The organism is Clostridiales bacterium (genome assembly GCA_014799665.1).
GTDB lineage: Bacteria > Bacillota > Clostridia > Christensenellales > Pumilibacteraceae > Anaerocaecibacter.
On sequence record JAAVHP010000029.1, the window covers coordinates 139,024 to 156,136 of the forward strand.

The 17,113-nt window shown below is 49.3% G+C and carries 15 protein-coding genes and 1 other RNA gene; 5 read left to right on the plus strand and 11 right to left on the minus strand.

From position 1 onward, the window contains the following. Window positions 1-36 precede the first annotated feature (36 nt). Window positions 37-468 carry a hypothetical protein gene (locus HDT28_09585; GenBank protein MBD5132816.1) on the plus strand — a complete coding sequence of 144 codons (432 nt, stop codon included), beginning with the start codon at window positions 37-39 and terminating at the stop codon, window positions 466-468. 257 nt (window positions 469-725) lie between these two features. Beyond that, on the plus strand, window positions 726-1,895 hold the full coding sequence (locus HDT28_09590) for a hypothetical protein (GenBank protein ID MBD5132817.1): 1,170 nt from the start codon (window positions 726-728) through the stop codon (window positions 1,893-1,895). A gap of 69 nt (window positions 1,896-1,964) precedes the next feature. On the opposite strand, the gene HDT28_09595 is transcribed toward HDT28_09590, so the two are convergent. Continuing rightward, on the minus strand, window positions 1,965-2,171 hold the full coding sequence (locus HDT28_09595) for a helix-turn-helix transcriptional regulator (protein MBD5132818.1): 207 nt from the start codon (window positions 2,169-2,171) through the stop codon (window positions 1,965-1,967). 97 nt (window positions 2,172-2,268) lie between these two features. Between HDT28_09595 and HDT28_09600 the strand changes: the two genes are divergently transcribed. After that, the gene (locus HDT28_09600; GenBank protein MBD5132819.1) at window positions 2,269-3,477 is read left to right on the plus strand and encodes a hypothetical protein; all 1,209 of its coding nucleotides are present in this window, start codon (window positions 2,269-2,271) and stop codon (window positions 3,475-3,477) included. A 71-nt stretch (window positions 3,478-3,548) separates the two neighbouring features. Here the strand turns inward: HDT28_09600 and HDT28_09605 are convergent, their stop codons facing one another. The 6 genes from HDT28_09605 to HDT28_09630 form a co-directional block, all read right to left on the minus strand. Then, window positions 3,549-4,103: a 3'-5' exonuclease gene (locus tag HDT28_09605; protein MBD5132820.1), complete on the minus strand. Its 555-nt coding sequence runs from the start codon at window positions 4,101-4,103 to the stop codon at window positions 3,549-3,551. Between the two features lie 16 nt (window positions 4,104-4,119). Further along, window positions 4,120-5,538: a hypothetical protein gene (locus tag HDT28_09610; protein MBD5132821.1), complete on the minus strand. Its 1,419-nt coding sequence runs from the start codon at window positions 5,536-5,538 to the stop codon at window positions 4,120-4,122. 47 nt (window positions 5,539-5,585) lie between these two features. Beyond that, window positions 5,586-6,344 carry an RNA pseudouridine synthase gene (locus tag HDT28_09615; protein ID MBD5132822.1) on the minus strand — a complete coding sequence of 253 codons (759 nt, stop codon included), beginning with the start codon at window positions 6,342-6,344 and terminating at the stop codon, window positions 5,586-5,588. 245 nt (window positions 6,345-6,589) lie between these two features. Continuing rightward, on the minus strand, window positions 6,590-7,453 hold the full coding sequence (locus tag HDT28_09620; protein ID MBD5132823.1) for an SAM-dependent methyltransferase: 864 nt from the start codon (window positions 7,451-7,453) through the stop codon (window positions 6,590-6,592). Continuing rightward, complete coding sequence (locus HDT28_09625; protein MBD5132824.1) at window positions 7,447-10,533, minus strand: isoleucine--tRNA ligase; 3,087 nt, start codon at window positions 10,531-10,533, stop codon at window positions 7,447-7,449. The genes HDT28_09620 and HDT28_09625 overlap by 7 nt, the downstream gene beginning before the upstream one ends. A gap of 16 nt (window positions 10,534-10,549) precedes the next feature. Continuing rightward, the gene (locus HDT28_09630; GenBank protein ID MBD5132825.1) at window positions 10,550-11,221 is read right to left on the minus strand and encodes a hypothetical protein; all 672 of its coding nucleotides are present in this window, start codon (window positions 11,219-11,221) and stop codon (window positions 10,550-10,552) included. Between the two features lie 254 nt (window positions 11,222-11,475). On the opposite strand from HDT28_09630, the gene HDT28_09635 reads away from it, so the two are divergent. Beyond that, entirely contained in the window at window positions 11,476-12,489 is a 1,014-nt protein-coding gene (locus tag HDT28_09635; protein ID MBD5132826.1) for a serine/threonine protein kinase, read from the plus strand. Window positions 12,490-12,574: 85 nt separating this feature from the next. Here the strand turns inward: HDT28_09635 and HDT28_09640 are convergent, their stop codons facing one another. Together HDT28_09640 and HDT28_09645 are read right to left on the minus strand one after the other, a co-directional pair. Next, window positions 12,575-13,582: a restriction endonuclease gene (locus tag HDT28_09640; protein ID MBD5132827.1), complete on the minus strand. Its 1,008-nt coding sequence runs from the start codon at window positions 13,580-13,582 to the stop codon at window positions 12,575-12,577. 206 nt (window positions 13,583-13,788) lie between these two features. Beyond that, window positions 13,789-14,241 carry a winged helix-turn-helix transcriptional regulator gene (locus tag HDT28_09645; protein ID MBD5132828.1) on the minus strand — a complete coding sequence of 151 codons (453 nt, stop codon included), beginning with the start codon at window positions 14,239-14,241 and terminating at the stop codon, window positions 13,789-13,791. A 161-nt stretch (window positions 14,242-14,402) separates the two neighbouring features. Between HDT28_09645 and ffs the strand changes: the two genes are divergently transcribed. Continuing rightward, an RNA gene (gene ffs, locus HDT28_09650) (signal recognition particle sRNA large type) lies at window positions 14,403-14,666 on the plus strand. Window positions 14,667-14,735: 69 nt separating this feature from the next. On the opposite strand, the gene HDT28_09655 is transcribed toward ffs, so the two are convergent. Then, window positions 14,736-16,736: a hypothetical protein gene (locus HDT28_09655; protein ID MBD5132829.1), complete on the minus strand. Its 2,001-nt coding sequence runs from the start codon at window positions 16,734-16,736 to the stop codon at window positions 14,736-14,738. Window positions 16,737-16,739: 3 nt separating this feature from the next. Next, complete coding sequence (locus tag HDT28_09660; GenBank protein MBD5132830.1) at window positions 16,740-17,096, minus strand: hypothetical protein; 357 nt, start codon at window positions 17,094-17,096, stop codon at window positions 16,740-16,742. Between the last annotated feature and the right edge of the window lie 17 nt (window positions 17,097-17,113).

Here is a 17,113-nt window from a genome sequence, read left to right on the forward strand (position 1 = left end):
AAAGGAAACTAAAACAATAACGGAGGTAACGTAACCATGATGAGCAATATAGGCTGTTTGCTCGGCGGCTTTAATTGGATAAGTAACGTATTTTTTCGGTTAAACCGAAGATACCGCAAAATATGCGACGAGCCGGGGCGCAAAGAAACAACCATGTGGTTCGGCGTGTATTCCATTATCATGAGCATATTCACGACGGGTATGTTCGTACTGTGCGCTTGGGCGATCATGGCAATATTAGACTTGGGCGACCTGGGAATAATCGTATTTATAGTATTTATCATAGGATTTGTGGTAGCCTTGGTGGTACTACTCGTCGAATATATATGCTCTGCGCTTATGGGCATTTTTTATCAGTTCCGTTGCAACCGCCGCCCTATCGGGTTTATAGCTCTCGCTGTGTTTATTCTTACGACCGCAGCCATGATAATCGGCATTCTATTCGTCGCGGGCGTACTTGGGATATAAAATGATTGTACAATAAACGGTAATTTATTTTACTTCATCTCACGCAGTTAAAATCTTTCTGACAATTTGTCAGAGAGATTTTTTCATCGCGTAAAAATACAACTTTTAAAAATCAGAGATGCCTTTTTGCATTTCGAAAGTTTGCGTAAATACGCAGATATAATTTACTTCCCTGCGTAAATGTGATACAATATAGGCGAAGCTTATTTGCGGAACGGTAGGACTATCACGCAACGAGTATTCGAATAGGACAAAAAATGTTTGGATTAAAATCGCGCAAATTAAAGAAGCAAACGAACGTGAGCGTAAAAGTTGAGCAGCTTTTGCCCGATAAGGTTATCGATGAAAGCAAGTTGGTAGAGATCGATGACGAGATCATTCTCGCCCGCCTCAACCAAGCCGTGCCGGAGATCGCGTGCGTGCTCTCCGCGAGCTCGCAGGCGGTAGGAAAAGCCTATCAGGCGATCTTGCCCGCCGCATCCAAAATTCCACCCTCGCGAGACGCGAAGAAGGCGTTTTTCGGGCTCTTTCAAAAAAAGAGCGCGGCGGCGCTCAGTACGACGAGTGGGGCGCTCAGTACGGCAAGCTCGCTCGTGTTCGGCGTAGCGGCGCTCATAGTCGGGCAAAAGTATATGACGGATATTGCCAAGGGTCTAAATCGTTTGAACGACAGCATTCGCAGTATCGCATCTTTTCAGCAAAACGAATACAAGAGCAAGGTAGAGGCGCTCATCACCCGCGTGATCGTGCTACTAATGCACAAAACCGAATTGCAGACAAATGCCGATCTGTGCGCACGAACGCTAATCGAGCTTTCCTCCATCGAGGGAGAATGTGTGCAGCTACTAGGTCAAGCGAACGAAACGCTGAATGAGTACTCTCGCGTGAAGATCGTAGACTTTAAAAAGTACTGCGATACCGTTTGGGAGATACAGCCCTGGGTGGAGTACCAAAACCGCCTGCTCGCCGTACTGTATTACGTGAGCGATTTAAAATACGTACTCAACCGTTCGCGCGGGCAGGTTTCGCGTGAGTTTTGCCGCTCCCTCTTTGATACCTATTTCGAACGCACGAAAAAGGTAAAGGACACGCTCAAAGATTGGCACGAACTGGAAACCAAAACGCTCAAAATCGATATTGTAGAATTCAAGCGCAAGCGTGGCAGAGTAGACGCATTCTTCCACGCCCTTCCCTCTCTCGTAAATAAAAAGAAAAAGTATCGCGATCTTCCGGAAGGCGTGGGAGAACTCATTTGCGAGCAAATCAAAGATAGCGCGCTCGACTATTCCGCGTTGGAAGAAGACCCGTTCGATCACGATTTGGAAATTTACGTTCGTGACGGCAAGGTGTTCATGTTGGCAGAACCCGCCTACGAGGACCCCGACAAATCGCAGGAACCCTCGCTCGAAGAACGCGTTCCTGCATAAATCATATTTATATCGAAATGCGGCGTATAAGAAGCGCTTGGAATATATCCAAGCGCTTCTTTGTTACAATCAATAATCGTCGCGCACTCCCAACATATAATCCGTTGACACGGAAAAATAATTCGCGCATTTAACAATACAGCTTTCGGTCGGCTCACTTTGGTGATTTATCCATTTTGACACCGCTCTTTGTGAAACGCTTATAGCAGCAGCCAAGGTCGATTGTGATATATTGTTTTCCTTTAATAGGTCTTTTAATCTATCCCCAAAACTCATATAAATATATTAGAACTTTTATTCTAAAATATATTGACTTAGAACTATTGTTCTGATATAATGATATATATAAATCTACTAAACGAGGGATGAATATATGTCATTTGAAGAAAATAGAAATATCGAAATTAAAAACAGCATCGCAGCTGACAAAATTATTGAAACTAAATTTCAAAAAATAGTAAACAAAGCACTGTCAATTGGATATGTTATGTACGTTCCCCGCTTTCATGGCGATACAGGTTACTACGGCTCATCCAACACATTTGACTACAATTTCAGATTGTCCTCTTCCCGTGATAGTCATAACATCCCTTATTTTCAATTCAAAGGATACTTTAGCAGGGGGCATAATCAATTCTACAATATAGATGAGGAAATAATAGATGAGAACGATTTGCAATTAAAGGGCTATAAACATTACACGATTAGTGAATCTTATGACGGGTATAACTATCATAATGAAACGGGTACCTATGTTTCGGGATATACAGGAACGATAAGTTCTAACGGAAAAGTAGATATTCAAGAGAAAAAGAGTACCTATACCTATGGTGTCGCAACCGAAGCTAGGAAAACCAACACCTTAGAGTTTTACTTAAGAGTAATCCCAAGAGAAGACTTCCAAGAGGTTATGCAAATGGAAAATTCTATAGATTGGACTAGGTATAACGAATTACAAAATAATGAACCTACTACCCCGCCCAAAAAATCAGACGCGATTAAACGAAACGCCTTTGCACAAATCTCTCACTTACTCGTATTTTTTTCAATACTATTCTCTTCTTCGGCGTCAACAAAACCTATACCTACCGTAGATGCTACAGTATTAAATAGTTTTAAAACATTTAAAACGTTAATGGCGACGATTCCCATTTATATAGTACCGATTCTTTTTGCAGCAGGATTTATATGTGCCATAGCTACATACATTATACAAAAAACGAAACTCAAACCTCTAAAAGAATTAGGTGTAGCTTATATTCCACTACTTTATATAATATCTGCCACAGCATTGTTTGCAATCCCTCTAATATTATCATACGCGCTTCCCTCGACTTTTAACGTGGAAAAATCTAATTGGATAATATATTATTATATGTTAGGTATTACACGCTTCGGTTGGTTAATATTAGAAGCTATCTTTATAGTAATATCCATCGTCCGCTTAATATCCAATTCTCACTATAAAAAGGCTGAAGAAATAATTTCCACACGTGCACAATATCTTGATAGCGGAAAATATAATCGAGACCAAAAAAGCATACAAAAAATACAACGCACGTGCATTAAAATTGATTATTAATCTTACATTTTAACTTTTCCGACGCGAAATAAAAGAATAGCCCGCTATACTTCGACAACGGAGATAGCGAGCTATTTGTTTGACTTCAATTCCCTTTTCAAATTGAGATAGCAGGCGTTGCAAATTTCGCAATCTCGTAGCGCTCTGTGCGCGCCTGTCGTTTCTATTCCGTAATACGCGGCTACCGTCGTTTGCTTATGGTTGTGTAACCAAGGCAGAGCCTTTCTCGCAAGCCGCAGCGTATCGACGAAGTCGTTATCTAGAACCAGCCCGTTATGCCGCCACAGATTATCGTACAGGAAATTCACGTCGAAGTTTACGTTATGCCCTATCAGAATATCCTTACCGACAAAATCATAGAAGTCCTGCATTACCCCGTATATATCGGGCGCGTTCTGCACCATCTCGTCGGTTATTCCCGTAAGGTTCTCGGTAAACCAAGTTATCGGCTGCGTGGGCTTTATCAGGGTCGAGAATTCGCCTTGCAATATCGCGTTACGGTATTTGAGCGCCGATACTTCGATGATCTCGCATACGCCCGATATAAGACCGTTCGTTTCTATATCCACGACGGTATAATCGGTCGGGAACGCAAAAAGACTTTTTCCCTTAAATTTACGTTCCATATCGAAATACGCTTTTTTACAGCTCTCTTATATTAAGCGTGCCGAGGAAATCGAATATCGTATTATTGTCGAACGTGGCGGTGGAAGCGAGTATCTTCTCGCAGACCGCGTCGACTTCGTCGTGAACGTTGAGCTTGGCTTCGAGCTTGCTCACCGTGCCGCCCTGCGCTTTGAGAATGCGCTCGACCATTTTGTGGAGGGGCGTTTTGGCGTTGACGTCGAACGCGAGCGTGCCGTCGAGATAGAGCTGCGCGGTTTTGAGGTCCTCGCTGAGCTTGTTGGGAAGCACCACGTAGCCGAGTAAATCGGTTATCGAAAGCGCGCCCGCCTTGATCTCGTCGAACTCGGCTGCCATGCGCGGGCGTTTGAGCGCCGACGAGCGAAGCACTACGTCGAATATATACTTGCCGTTCACCTTGCGGCACACGACGCTGCAAAAATTGCTCTTGCCGTCGTTGGGGATACGCTCGTCCGAGTAGCCCTTCCACGCTTCGATAAGCTTTGCCGCGAACTCGACCGTCTTTTCAAGGTTGGAGTGCGAGAAGCGGATAACGGTGGGATACCAATCGACGGTGCCCATTTCGAGGTACGGATACTCTTGGCTCTTTAACCTAAGCTTGTAGCCCTGTTTGAGCATGGGCACGTTGCGCTGATTAAAGCCGGTCTTGAAATGCTCGTGAGCGGTATTGTGTGCTCCGCCGTTCTCGGCGAGAGAGTCCACGCCCACAAACCCGTCCTGACCGATAAAGTCGGCTGCAAGCGCGAGCTTTTTCATGGTGTCGATACCGCCCGCCATGGGCTTGTGCTCGGCGCTCACCAAAACGCCGTGCTTATCGAAATATTGGTGACGCGAGAAGTCGAAGAACCATTCCTCGCCGTCTATCTCTGTCGATACCGAGCGCATATTCGCCCTACCCGCGTAGCCCTCGTTCTCGTGGCAGAGCGCGCACTTGGGGTACTTGCCGTCGGTAGTAGCCGCAGGCATGGTGTTTATTATTATCTCGATCTTGCTTTTGAGCTCTTTCGCTTCCCACCTGTCGTTCTTGGCGCATTCTTCGGGATCTACGTAGCCCGACTTAACGCAGTAGTCGTAGAGGAAGTCGAACGCCTTTTGCTTATTGACCGCATAGGTGTCGGCGAACAGATCGTTTATCTCCGACGGTTTGAGCATGAGCGCGTCCATGATCTCGGCTTTTAGCGCCGCCTTGCCCGCTTCGTCCACGAGCTTATTTTCAAGCGCGTACGACAAAAGCGGCTCGATAAGCGAATTGGGCGAAGCGACCGCGTCGACGCCCTCCTGCGCTTCCACCGGCATGAACTCGGTTATTTTGAGAAGCCTTGCAATGCGCCGCGCCGCTTGTGCGCAGTCGAGCTCGTCGAGCAAAAGGTTGGTCTCGGCAAAGGCTAAAAGATTGGAAATCTCTTGATCTAACATAATATTAACTCCTTGTTTTATCGGATTGGATTACTGATTTTGGATTGTTAATTAAAATAGTGGTTGGTGCTTATAGGTCGCACTATATCGACGAGCGATTCGGTATCGAATACCGTCCACGGAAACTCGTCGGGCGGAAGCGCGATGAACCGCATGATATCGCCGCTTACGGGATGCGCAAAAACGAGCTTGTACGCCCAGAGCGCAAGGTGCGGACTCTTTATAAGCTTATTGCCCGCGTATCTGTAATCGCCCACTATCGGCGCGGACAACGCCTTTAACTGCACGCGCGCTTGGTGGCTCCTGCCCGTCAAAAGTTTTACCGAAACGAGCGTAAGCCCGTCGCGCTCGTCCTTTATCTCTATATCGCTCTCCGCCTTTTTCGCGCCTTCGAGCGAGCTCGGCGCAACGACGACCGTATTGGTCTTGCTGTCTTTTGCGAGGTAGTGTTCTATCTTGCCCGTGCGCGTGGGTCTACCGCTCGTCACGGCAAGGTAGGTCTTTTCGAACTCGTCGTGATTTTTCAGCTGCTCACTGAGCCGCGCCGCCGCCTTGCTCGTCTTGGCGAAAACCATAACGCCGCCGGTCGGGCGGTCGAGCCTATGCACGAGTCCCAGGTACGCTTCTCCGGGCTTGTTGTACTTTTTAACAAGGTACTTTTTAAGCTTAGTGAGAAGGTCCTCGTCGCCGCTCTCGTCGGCTTGGGTGGGAACGTTTTGCGGCTTAACGACCACAAGCAAATGATTGTCCTCGAACAGCACGGTTATACCGTCCTCGTTAGGCTCTTGCTCCTTGGGCTTCCGCACGACGTCCTTTACGTCAAGCCTAAGCTTGATTTTCTTGGACGGCGCCGCTTGAATTTTGTCTTTATCGTCTTGCACTGTTTCACCTTAAATTAATTAGAAATTTTTGACCCCTTCGGAGTGATTTGTAGCTTGTGCGAGAGCGCGTAGAGCCGCGTCAGACAAGGAAAGCGAGTGCGCACGACGGGGAGTGTAGACCCACCTACATGACCCTAGGGCGCGCGAAGCTTGACGCAGTATCACGCGAGCTATACGCGTTCGAGAAGTCCCGAACAACCGCACGGGAGCGCCACGTTATCTCGCTCAGTCGGCAGGCATACCTCGTAAGCCGTCACCTTGCCGTACGGGATATTCAGAGAGAGAACGTTGGAAATGGTCTGCGGTTGAAGCCCCGTCGTGTAGCTGTTTAACAGGAAGAAAATTGGCTCGTCGGTCAGTACCACGGTGGTCAGCTTTACGAGCTCGAAGATATCGTCCTCCATTCGCCATACCTCGCCGTTCGCGCCCCTGCCGTAGCTGGGCGGATCCATGATGACCGCGTCGTACTTCTTGCCGCGCTTTATCTCACGCGTGACGAACTTTTTGCAATCGTCGACAATGAACCGAGTGTTCTCGGTAGGAACGGAATTTAGCTTGCAGTTAAGCTGTGCGCGCTCGACCATGCCCTTCGCCGCGTCTACGTGCGTTACGTGCGCGCCCGCCTTGGCGAGCACCGCCGTCGACGCGCCCGTGTACGCAAACAAGTTCAATATCTTGACCTGCCGCCCGAGCTTTTTCTGCCCCGACTTTACAAGCGCGGACGTCTTGTCCCAATTGACCGCTTGCTCGGGGAAAACGCCCGTGTGCTTGAACCCCGTCGGCTTGACGTAGAACTTATGCTCGCGCCAGTCGATGGTCCATTCCTTGGGCATAGGCTTGCGCACTATCCACCTGCCGCCGCCCGCCCTGTCGCGCTCGTATTTCGCGTGGCAGTCGAACGCGGAATAATCAACGGTCGCGCGCCATATCGCCTGCGGATCGGGACGGAGCAGTATTATGTCCCGCCAGCGTTCGAGTTTGAGCCCGTCGCCGCTGCCGAGAATTTTATAATCGTTCCAATCGGGCGCTAACATTTTTCTACTTTGAGAATGGCATTATGTCCATTAATGTCGGCGGCTTCGCCGTCCGTCGCAAGCTTAATCACTTCGACCGAAAGCGTCACCTTAGCTATGCGCTCGCCGTGGAGCGCGAACGTTTTTTCTATGAACTCGTCGCCCGCCCAGTAAAGCTTGATACGGTCGGTAACGTCGAACCCGCTACTCTTGCGCAAGGTCTGGACCTTAGAGATTATCTCGCGCGCGCCGCCCTCTAAGAGAAGGTCCTCGGTGAGATTTATATCGAGCGCAACGGTCATATCAAGATCGGCTTCCACGCAGTAGCCTTCCGCACCGCGCGTTGCTATCAGCATATCGTCTTTGGTGAGCTCTACCTGCTCGCCGTCGACCTCGAACTTATATATATTACCCGCCAAAACGGTTTTAGCGGCAACGTCGCCGTTATCGGCTAAGTGCGTGCGTATCGCGCCCACCTTTTTGCCGTACTTGGGACCGACGGTCTTTAACTGCGGTTTTACGTCGTAACCGGTAAGCTCGCTCGTGCCGCCGACCTCGACAGCCTTAACGTTGAGCTCGTCGGCGAGGATATCGGCGTACTCGATCGGGAACTCGCCCGCGACTATCGCTTTGCCGAGCGTTTGACGGTTTTTAAGCCCGCTCTTGTTACGCGCCGCGCGACCGAGCTCCGCCGCCTTGATAACGCGCTCCATATCGCACGTAAGCTTTTCGTTGATGAGCTTTTTGTCTGGCTTGGGGAAGTCCGCCGTATGCACGGACAGCGGCGCTTTTTCGTCTACCGTGCGAACTATGTTTTGATAGATCTCCTCGGCGATAAACGGCGTGTACGGCGCGACCAAACGCGCGAGCGTTTCGAGCACTGTATACAGCGTGTAGAACGCCGTGGTCTTGTCGGTCGTCATGCCGCCCGCCCAGTAGCGCTCGCGGCAGCGGCGCACGTACCAGTTGGACAGTTTGTCGGTAAAGTCGGCAATAGCGCGCGCCGTTTCGTACAGCTTGTATTGCGTAAGCCCGTCGTCCACAAACTTGACGAGTTCGTTAAGCTCGCTCAGCGCCCACTTATCCATGAGCGTGTATTTGAGCTTTTTCTTATCGACCTTGGTCGGGTCGAAGCTGTCTATATCGGCGTACATTACGTAGAACGCGTAGGTGTTGTACAGCGTGCCGAGGAACTTGTTCTGCGACTCGGACACCGCTTTCATATAGAACCTGCTCGGCAGGTACGGCGCGGAGTTCGTGTAGTAGTACCAGCGTACCGCGTCCGCGCCCGTCGCGTCGAGGACGGAGAACGGGTCGACTACGTTGCCGAGGTGCTTGGACTGTTTCCTGCCCTGCTCGTCGGTTACGTGACCGAGCACCAAGCAGTTCTTGAACGGTGCCTTGTCGAAAAGAAGGGTCGAGATAACGAGCAAGGTGTAGAACCAGCCGCGCGTTTGGTCGACCGCTTCCGATATGAAATCGGCGGGGAAGGTTTTTTCGAAAACCTCTTTATTCTCGAACGGATAATGATACTGCGCGAACGGCATAGAGCCCGAATCGTACCAGCAGTCTATGACCTCGGGCGTGCGCTTCATCGTGCCGCCGCAAGCGCATTTATAGGTCGCGCCGTCGACGAACGGCTTGTGAAGCTCGATATCGCCTTTTATTCCGCACTTGTCTTTGAGTTCCTGCTTGCTGCCGATAGCCTCGGTCTTGCCGCACTTGTCGCATACCCAGATAGGCAGCGGCGTGCCCCAATACCTGTCGCGCGACAAGCCCCAGTCGATAACGTTTTCGAGGAAGTTGCCCATCCTGCCCGTACCGATGCTCTCGGGATACCAATTGACCGAAGCGTTGTTCTTTATCAGCTTGTCCTTGACGGCGGTCGTCTTAATGAACCAGCTTTCGCGCGCGTAGTACAGAAGCGGCGTATTGCACCGCCAGCAGAACGGATAGCTGTGCGTGTACGACGGCGCGGATACGAGTTGACCGCGCGATTTAAGCTCGGCGATTATGTCCTTGTCCGCGTCCTTGCAGAACTTGCCCTCGAACTGTTTGGGCTCGGTGAACCGTCCTCGCTCGTCTATCGTCTTTACGAACGGAAGCCCGTTATCCCGCCCGACGCGCGCGTCGTCCTCGCCGAACGCTGGCGCTATATGTACTATGCCCGTGCCGTCGGTAAGCGTTACGTAACCGTCGCTGACTATTTTATAGCAGTCGGCTTTGCCGTTATAGGTCTTGTAAAGCGGCTCGTACTTAACGCCGACGAGCGCGCTGCCCTTATAAGTTTTGAGCGTGGTATATTCTTTAAAATGCTTGTCCACAAGCTCTTTCGCAAGAACGTATTTGTTGCCGTCCGCTTCGATAAGAATATAATCGAACTTGGCGTTTACACACAGCGCAACGTTAGAGGGAAGCGTCCACGGCGTGGTCGTCCACGCGAGGATATAGCACCCGCCCTCGAAGTCGGATTTGAACCCGACGACCGCCGTGCGCTCGGTAACGTCTTTATAGCCCTGCGCCACCTCGTGCGACGACAGCGCCGTGCCGCAGCGCGGGCAGTATGGAACGATCTTGTGACCTTTGTAGATAAGCCCGCGATCGAATATGGTTTTAAGCGACCACCAAACACTTTCGATATACTTGTCGTCGTATGTCACGTAGGGGTTGTCCATGTCCGCCCAATAGCCTACGCGGTCGGACATTTTTTCCCACTCCGACTTGTACTTCCAAACGCTCTGCTTGCACTTCTCGATGAACGGCTCTACGCCGTACTTCTCTATATCCTGTTTGCCGTCGATATTGAGCGATTTCTCGACTTCGAGCTCGACGGGCAGACCGTGCGTATCCCAGCCCGCCTTTCTCAAAACGTGCTTACCCTTCATGGTATGGAAGCGCGGAATAATATCCTTCATGGTGCGCGTCAAAACGTGCCCCACGTGCGGCTTGCCGTTGGCGGTCGGCGGACCGTCGTAGAACGAAAATTCCTCGCCGCCCTCGCGCGCCGTTATGCTCTTGTTGAATACGTCGTTTTCTTTCCAGAACTCGGCGATCTTCTTTTCCATGCCGACCGCGTCGTATGCCGTTACCTTCTTGTACATGATTCGATTGACCCTCTTAAAACAAGTAAATATAAACGCCTACAAAGTGCAATACCGCACCGCAAATAACGAATAAATGCCAGATTACGTGCCGCGCCGGAAGAGTGCGTATGGCGCACACAATAGTGCCGATCAAGTAAACCGCGCAACCGCTTATTGCGAACGAGAACAGCTCCCAGCCGCAGATCGATAAAATCCGAGGTACGCCCGCGGCGCAAGCAACCGCTACAAGCACGTATAATATCAAGCTTATCAACCTGTATTCCTTGATATTGACTGCGTTCAGTACCGTAGCCGCCGCGACAGCCGCCGCAATGATCGAGAACAGTACGTAGCCCCACGCCGCGTCGATTTCCCCGCCGCTCGGCAAGCCGATAAGGAGAATAGGCGCCATTACGCCAAGCATGAGCAGGGCTATAATGCAACGCTCGAACCTGCGCATAACGCGGACGGCTTGCTTATCGGGGTTAGCGATATGCCCGAGCGCGCCGACGGTGAACGCTATAAGCGGCATAAGCCCGAACACGCACGACGAAAAAGCCTGCATCGCGCCATCCGCTTTTATCAATAAAAAAACGAGCCCGACAAACGATAACGCCGCGGCAACCGCATAGGTTATAAAGTTTGTCAGTTCTTCCGGTTTACTGTACGCGGTCTCCCGCGTAGTTTGTACCTCGGCACTGCTCATGAAATAAGTATAACATATAACGCAACTTCGGTCAATCGATTCTTACTTCTTTTAGAAAAGAAGTAAGCAAGAAAATTTCAGTGTCGTGTGTTTACTTTAATGTTCGTTTTTTATACACCCGATTATTTTCGCTTCGTTGTTTATTGCTTTACGCGATTATTTTCGAAAAATATGATTACTATTAATTCTCCCTAAATTATTGACAAATTCGTTCTTATCCTTTATAATTATATATTGAGGAAATGTAGGCGCAAATGCAAGACCCCCGCGACATAAGAACTATATGCCTTCACTGCTTCGGTACGCTCGACCCGCGCACCCGTATTTGCACACGTTGCGGAAAACGCGCGACTGACGAAGTCACGGCGCTCGGCGCACTGCCCTTGCGCACTCTGCTTGCAGGACGGTACCTTATCGGGCTTCCGCTCGGTCGGGGCGGTTTCGGTATAACGTACAAAGCGTATGACATACTGACCTGCACGGCTGTCGCTATCAAGGAATTCTTCCCCAAGGGTTATACCAAGCGCGCGCCGCGCGCAACGGCGGTCGAGGTCGACGGACCGGACAACGCCCGAGCGTTTAACTATTGGCTTACCGCGTTCATACAGGAAGCCAAGGTCTTGACCTCTATCAAGCACCTCGACGGCATAGTCAGTATTTACGATTTCTTCCTTACGAACAACACCGCTTATATCGCCATGGAATACCTGAACGGTATGAGCTTGCACCATTTCATAAACGGGCGCGGCGGCAGACTATCCATGTCCGAAACGCTCAATATCATGCGCCCCGTGCTCGAAACCATGCTCAGGCTGCACCAGCACGGCGTTATCCATAAAGACATTTCGCCCGAGAACATTCAGATAGTCGACAACAAGGCAATAAAGCTAATCGACTTCGGTGCGGCGTCCATTTATACCCAGAACGTACAGAAACCGTTCTTCGTTCTCAAAAAGGGCTACTCCCCGCTCGAACTGTACACGCAAGGCGGCTCGCAAGGCCCGTGGACGGATATATACGAATTGGGCGCAACGATATACACCTGCTTGGTCGGCAATCCCCCGCCCGAAGCGACGGAACGCAGGCTCAACGACAGGATCGTTCCCCCGTCCATGCTCAACGTAAAAATTCAGCCCGTGCGCGAAAAATCACTGCTTAAAGCCTTATCGATCTACCCCAAAGACAGATACTCGAATATCGCCGCCTTCCAGCAAATGTTCTACGGCGAGTTCATGCCGAACTCCTTCGTCCATTCCAAAACCCAGTAAAGAAGCAAGCGCAAAAACATACAAATACAAAAATGCTCTCGAACGACTTGTCCAAGAGCATTTTTATTTTTAACTCAATTGAAATCTAATTATTAAATATTGTTTCGTCAAATAAATACCCATCTTTATTTTTGCGTATCCCGTAAGCGGTTTGTTTTACTAAGCCGAACATTTTGCTCCCGTTAATCCCGACACAGTTATTTATTGATAAGAGGAGTTTTTCAGCACAGGGATGGAATGTGGAGGTTGTGATAAATATTCCCCTGCTACCGCCCTTTGCATTTAGTGCGCCATAAAACTCACGAACTTCTTTTTCGGTGATCTGTATATTTTTTCGGCACTTTGCCTGAACCATAATCTGCTCTGTAAATCCGAGTTCTTCAATGGTATCGATTACCACGTCTATGCCACCGTCATTTGTTCCGCCTATTACCTCACAATTAAGCACGTCTCTACCTGTAATAATAAAGTATTTTTCAAGCAAATTAGAAACAAATCTCTCAAAAAAATCTCCTCCGCAATCACATAAACGTTCTAAAAAGATTTTTTCGAAAGTTTCTTCCGCAACAGCCTGTTTTGGATAAACTTTCTTTTCTATTTGCACCGGCAAAGAATATTTTCCGTCTTCCAAAAGTATTTTCTTAGTGTTAATTAAACTGCTCAATAAATTCCCTGCCAATCCTTTCAAAGCGTTATCATCAGCAACTGTTTTTGTTTTATCCGTTTTGAAATGTTTTTGAAGCGTAGCATATAAATCTTTCTTTGTATACGGCTTTTTCTTTAAAAAAGCTAATATTGCATTTCTGCATTGATCCTCTTCAACTATAACTGCTCTTTCCTTTATTAACACGTAATTACCGTTTTCGTTTTTTATATCGCCGTTAGAACACATTTCACTTAAAACAGAACCAGCGTAGCTCCGAATGTTATTACATTTTGAGTTACTTGATTTACTTTGTTTTTCTTTATCGAAAAAACCAAAAGCGTCTAAAACAGCGTCCATAATTTCTTTACGTGTTGACGATTTATCTGAAGAAAGATAGTCCGATATTACTGTTTTTACTTTTTGTTTTTCGTTACTCGTTATCGCCATAATTTTCTCCTATATAATTATATATTTTACCATAGCATAACGTTTTTTTCAAGCGTATCGTCTAAGAAAAACTTACTTTAAATTTTAGTACAATCAACTCATTGAGCGGTCACTTCATTATAGCAAATTAAAAAGCACGACTTTATATCGCGCTTTCAACTTAAAGTAAGATATGCTATAAATTACAAAAAACACCTCGTTGTTTGTTATTCCGTTTTATTGCCCGTAAGCTTATCATAATAGTCTTTTAGGTTATCGACTATCGTGCCGAGCGTTTTATAGAACTCAACGCGCTGTTCTTCGGTCATGTCCGCGCTGCCCGCGTTTACGGCGCGGTCGGCTTTATGCCCCACCGCTATCGCAAAGTCCTTGCCCTTATCGGTAAGCGTTATTTTGCCGTTATAGGTTTTGGCGTCGTATGCGGCCAAGTCCTTATCGCGCATAGTCGACACCGCGCGCGATATAGCCGCCTTATCCTCCAAGCAATATTTACTGAGCTCGCTTATCGTAAGCCCGTCCGCGTGCTCGTACAGATAATAACCGCACATAACGTGAATGGCTTTAAGCCCGTACTCCTCCATTTCGTAAAGCTTGATCTTTTGTACGAGCTTATTGAGTTTCAGTATGGATACAGTAAAATTCTCGAATATCTTTTCCATATTACACCGCGTTGATAAATCAACATTGGTATTATATCACTTGACATAGAAATTGTCAATTACAATACGAAACCGAAACTTAAACTTTTCTTACTTACTTCTTTTCAAAGAAGTATGGAAAATACTTGATTTTTTTCAAGCAATAGCTTATAATAAACGTACTGCGCTAGACGGAGAGTTAGCGGCGCTCTGTAACCTACAATCCGCTACAGTAGGGTTGAACACCGTCCCCGGTTTGCGTATGGGAGGTCTGTTACCGTTAGGTGACGTTGATGTTAAGGTCTTGTGCAACGTCTGCTTGCGAACCGTGTCAGGGCTTGACCGCAGCAGCACTAAACAAGATGTGGCGTGTGCCACAAGGTAGCTTTAACGGAGTCAACCGACGGGAGAACGCTTCGGTGCGTTTTATCAAAGGCGGCGCGCAGTATTTTTGAAAGAAAATCCGACGAGTAAATTTCTCGTCGGATTTGTTTTTTATTTTGACTGCACTCTGTTTAGCTATTACGTTCAGGCGTGGTTTTGACCTTATACCTGAACAGCGGCAGAAGGTGCGCAGGGATTTTCTTTTCGAACTTTTTAAGCTTCTTTTTAACGCTTGCTTCCGTCGGCGGCGCCAGCTCCGGACGCTCGTCGGGCTTTTTGATGAACGGAACTTTCAAAAGCTTTTCTATCTCGGGCGCGGTCGGATCGAACTTGCCGTCTACGTTATAGTACGCGGGCGCGGTCTTTTTGTTGAGCCCCGCGTTACTGCGCGAACCCAAGCCGACCTTGACCTCGCACGACAACCGAATATCCTTGCTCGAAAAGCCTATATCGATACGGTACTTGCCGCCGAGCGCAAAGAACTCGTCGGCACTCTCGTCGAACACCGCGAACTTATTAAGATCGATTTCGAGCGTAACGTCCTCGCTCTCCTTCCGTTCGAGCGGGATACGCTTGAACGCGGCAAGCCTGCGGGAAATTCCGTACACGGGCGCGCCGATAAGCGTTATGTACGCCTGGCACACCGCAACGCCCGCAAGCTCGCCCGCGTTCTTTACAACGAACTCAACGGTTATTTTAGCGCCCTCGCTCTTGGCGTTGAAGGTATGGCGTGAGATCTCGTAGCTTGTATAGTCGAGCCCGTGCCCGAACGGGTACGAAACGTTCGAGTCGAAGTTATTAAACAGCGCGTAGCCGTTATACGTGCTCTCGTAGCGGAAATCGCCGCGCGCTGTGTATTTCTTGTTATTGACGGGATAATCGGTTTTGCTCTTGCACCACGTGAACGGCAAGCGCCCGCTCGGCGCGGTTGTGGTGAGCATTTCGACTATATCGGTAACGCGCACGTCGTACGGACAGAACATAACTGCGTTTGCGCAGTCCACGCCGTCGAGCGGAGTCGCGCAGCTGCCTTTGATTATTACGACCGTTTTCGACGCCGCTGCCGCGCCCGCAATAACCGTTATATCGGCATGGTCGATACCGTTCTCCTCGTAGTCGGTTATTATGAACACGTTGAGCGCACCCAGCTTTTTGGGCGCGTCCTTAATGGGAATAATAGAGAACTTCGCGCTGTCCGCCGTCGCGTCATGAGCGCCGAACACGGTTATATTCTTGCCCGAGTACGGGAGCGTTCCGTCGTTCTTTAACAGCACCGTGCTTTCGATCGCAAGATTGGGTTTTTCGCCCGACAACTGCTCGCGCGGCTTGTCCGTATTGTAGAACTCGTGCGAATTGACCACTGCGGCAAGCGTGCGCTCGATTACGCGAGTGGTAGTGCGCTCGTCGAGAACGCCGTTTGCTATGTCGTACGCCAAGGCGCGCCTTACGGCTTGGTCGGCGCCGAGAAGGTACGCGCAGCCGCTGCCGATAGCGTCGAACGAGCTACCGTTCGCGGCGTCGCCGTACTGCGTGAAAAGCGTTGCTTCCTTTTTAATATAATCTGTATATATCTCGCAGAGCGTTTTCGACTCGCAAACCTTTTCGCCATTGAGATATCCGCCGTCGAGCTGAACGCCCGAAGCCTTACTTCCCGCAAACCTAAGCGGCATGAGATAAAGCTCGCGCAGTGCGCGGGTATCCACGGTACGGTTCACGAACCTGCCCTGCCCCAAACAGTCGGTATAGATAAAGCCGATACCGTACTCGTCGTCGAAGCTACTCAAAAGCTCTGAGGTAAGGTATGCGTCCTCGGAGAAGAACTCGGCAGCCGACGGCGACATGGGATCGCGGATAAGCCCCGCGTGCACAACGCCCGCAAACGCGTAACGCGCTTCCGTCGCCTGCGCAATGTTATACTCGGCAACCGCACGCGCGATTTTGGGCGAGAACGTGCAACCGATAGCGAGCTCGCCTATTTCACTCAGAGCGTACGGCTGCAAGAAATCGCCGAAATCACAGCTGTCTACCTTAGGACGGCTGAGCGACGGAACAACGCCCTCGCCGCCCACAAGCACAGCCTTGTCGGCGGGGCGCATCATCATTATAAATCCGCGTATTCTTTCTATGTCCATGATTTATCCTTGCGAGTTTTTGTAAACGGTATTAAATTTATACATAGAGGTATTCATCTTTACATAGTATTCCAAACGGTCGGAATACTCGTAAATGTACACGTCTTTATGCTCTCTGGACGCAAACACCATAGGGCGCTCGGTGCCGATCGGTGGCACGGACGAGACGCCTGCGCCGTCGAATACCGCCGTAGTCGTTGCCGACGGGATCGGCTGCTGCATAGGCTGCGGCGCGGACGGCTGCACGCTAAACCCGTCCGTCGGGAACACCGTGCGCTCGTCGTAGTTCGTTAAATTGAGCTGTTCGTTGGGTACGGGCGACGTACCGCCTTCACCCCTTCGTCTGTTGAAAAAACTCATAATAAAACCTTTTGTAA

Bases quoted from the DNA above. Each gene is read 5' to 3' on its own strand.
- HDT28_09600 (MBD5132819.1), top strand. From the start codon at position 2,269: ATGTCATTTGAAGAAAATAGAAATATCGAAATTAAAAACAGCATCGCA.
- HDT28_09640 (MBD5132827.1), bottom strand. From the start codon at position 13,582: ATGGCGATAACGAGTAACGAAAAACAAAAAGTAAAAACAGTAATATCG.
- HDT28_09595 (MBD5132818.1), bottom strand. From the start codon at position 2,171: ATGAGTTTTGGGGATAGATTAAAAGACCTATTAAAGGAAAACAATATA.
- HDT28_09625 (MBD5132824.1), bottom strand. From the start codon at position 10,533: ATGTACAAGAAGGTAACGGCATACGACGCGGTCGGCATGGAAAAGAAG.
- HDT28_09610 (MBD5132821.1), bottom strand. From the start codon at position 5,538: ATGTTAGATCAAGAGATTTCCAATCTTTTAGCCTTTGCCGAGACCAAC.
- HDT28_09585 (MBD5132816.1), top strand. From the start codon at position 37: ATGATGAGCAATATAGGCTGTTTGCTCGGCGGCTTTAATTGGATAAGT.
- HDT28_09645 (MBD5132828.1), bottom strand. From the start codon at position 14,241: ATGGAAAAGATATTCGAGAATTTTACTGTATCCATACTGAAACTCAAT.
- HDT28_09605 (MBD5132820.1), bottom strand. From the start codon at position 4,103: ATGGAACGTAAATTTAAGGGAAAAAGTCTTTTTGCGTTCCCGACCGAT.
- HDT28_09660 (MBD5132830.1), bottom strand. From the start codon at position 17,096: ATGAGTTTTTTCAACAGACGAAGGGGTGAAGGCGGTACGTCGCCCGTA.
- HDT28_09590 (MBD5132817.1), top strand. From the start codon at position 726: ATGTTTGGATTAAAATCGCGCAAATTAAAGAAGCAAACGAACGTGAGC.
- HDT28_09620 (MBD5132823.1), bottom strand. From the start codon at position 7,453: ATGTTAGCGCCCGATTGGAACGATTATAAAATTCTCGGCAGCGGCGAC.
- HDT28_09630 (MBD5132825.1), bottom strand. From the start codon at position 11,221: ATGAGCAGTGCCGAGGTACAAACTACGCGGGAGACCGCGTACAGTAAA.
- HDT28_09635 (MBD5132826.1), top strand. From the start codon at position 11,476: ATGCAAGACCCCCGCGACATAAGAACTATATGCCTTCACTGCTTCGGT.
- HDT28_09655 (MBD5132829.1), bottom strand. From the start codon at position 16,736: ATGGACATAGAAAGAATACGCGGATTTATAATGATGATGCGCCCCGCC.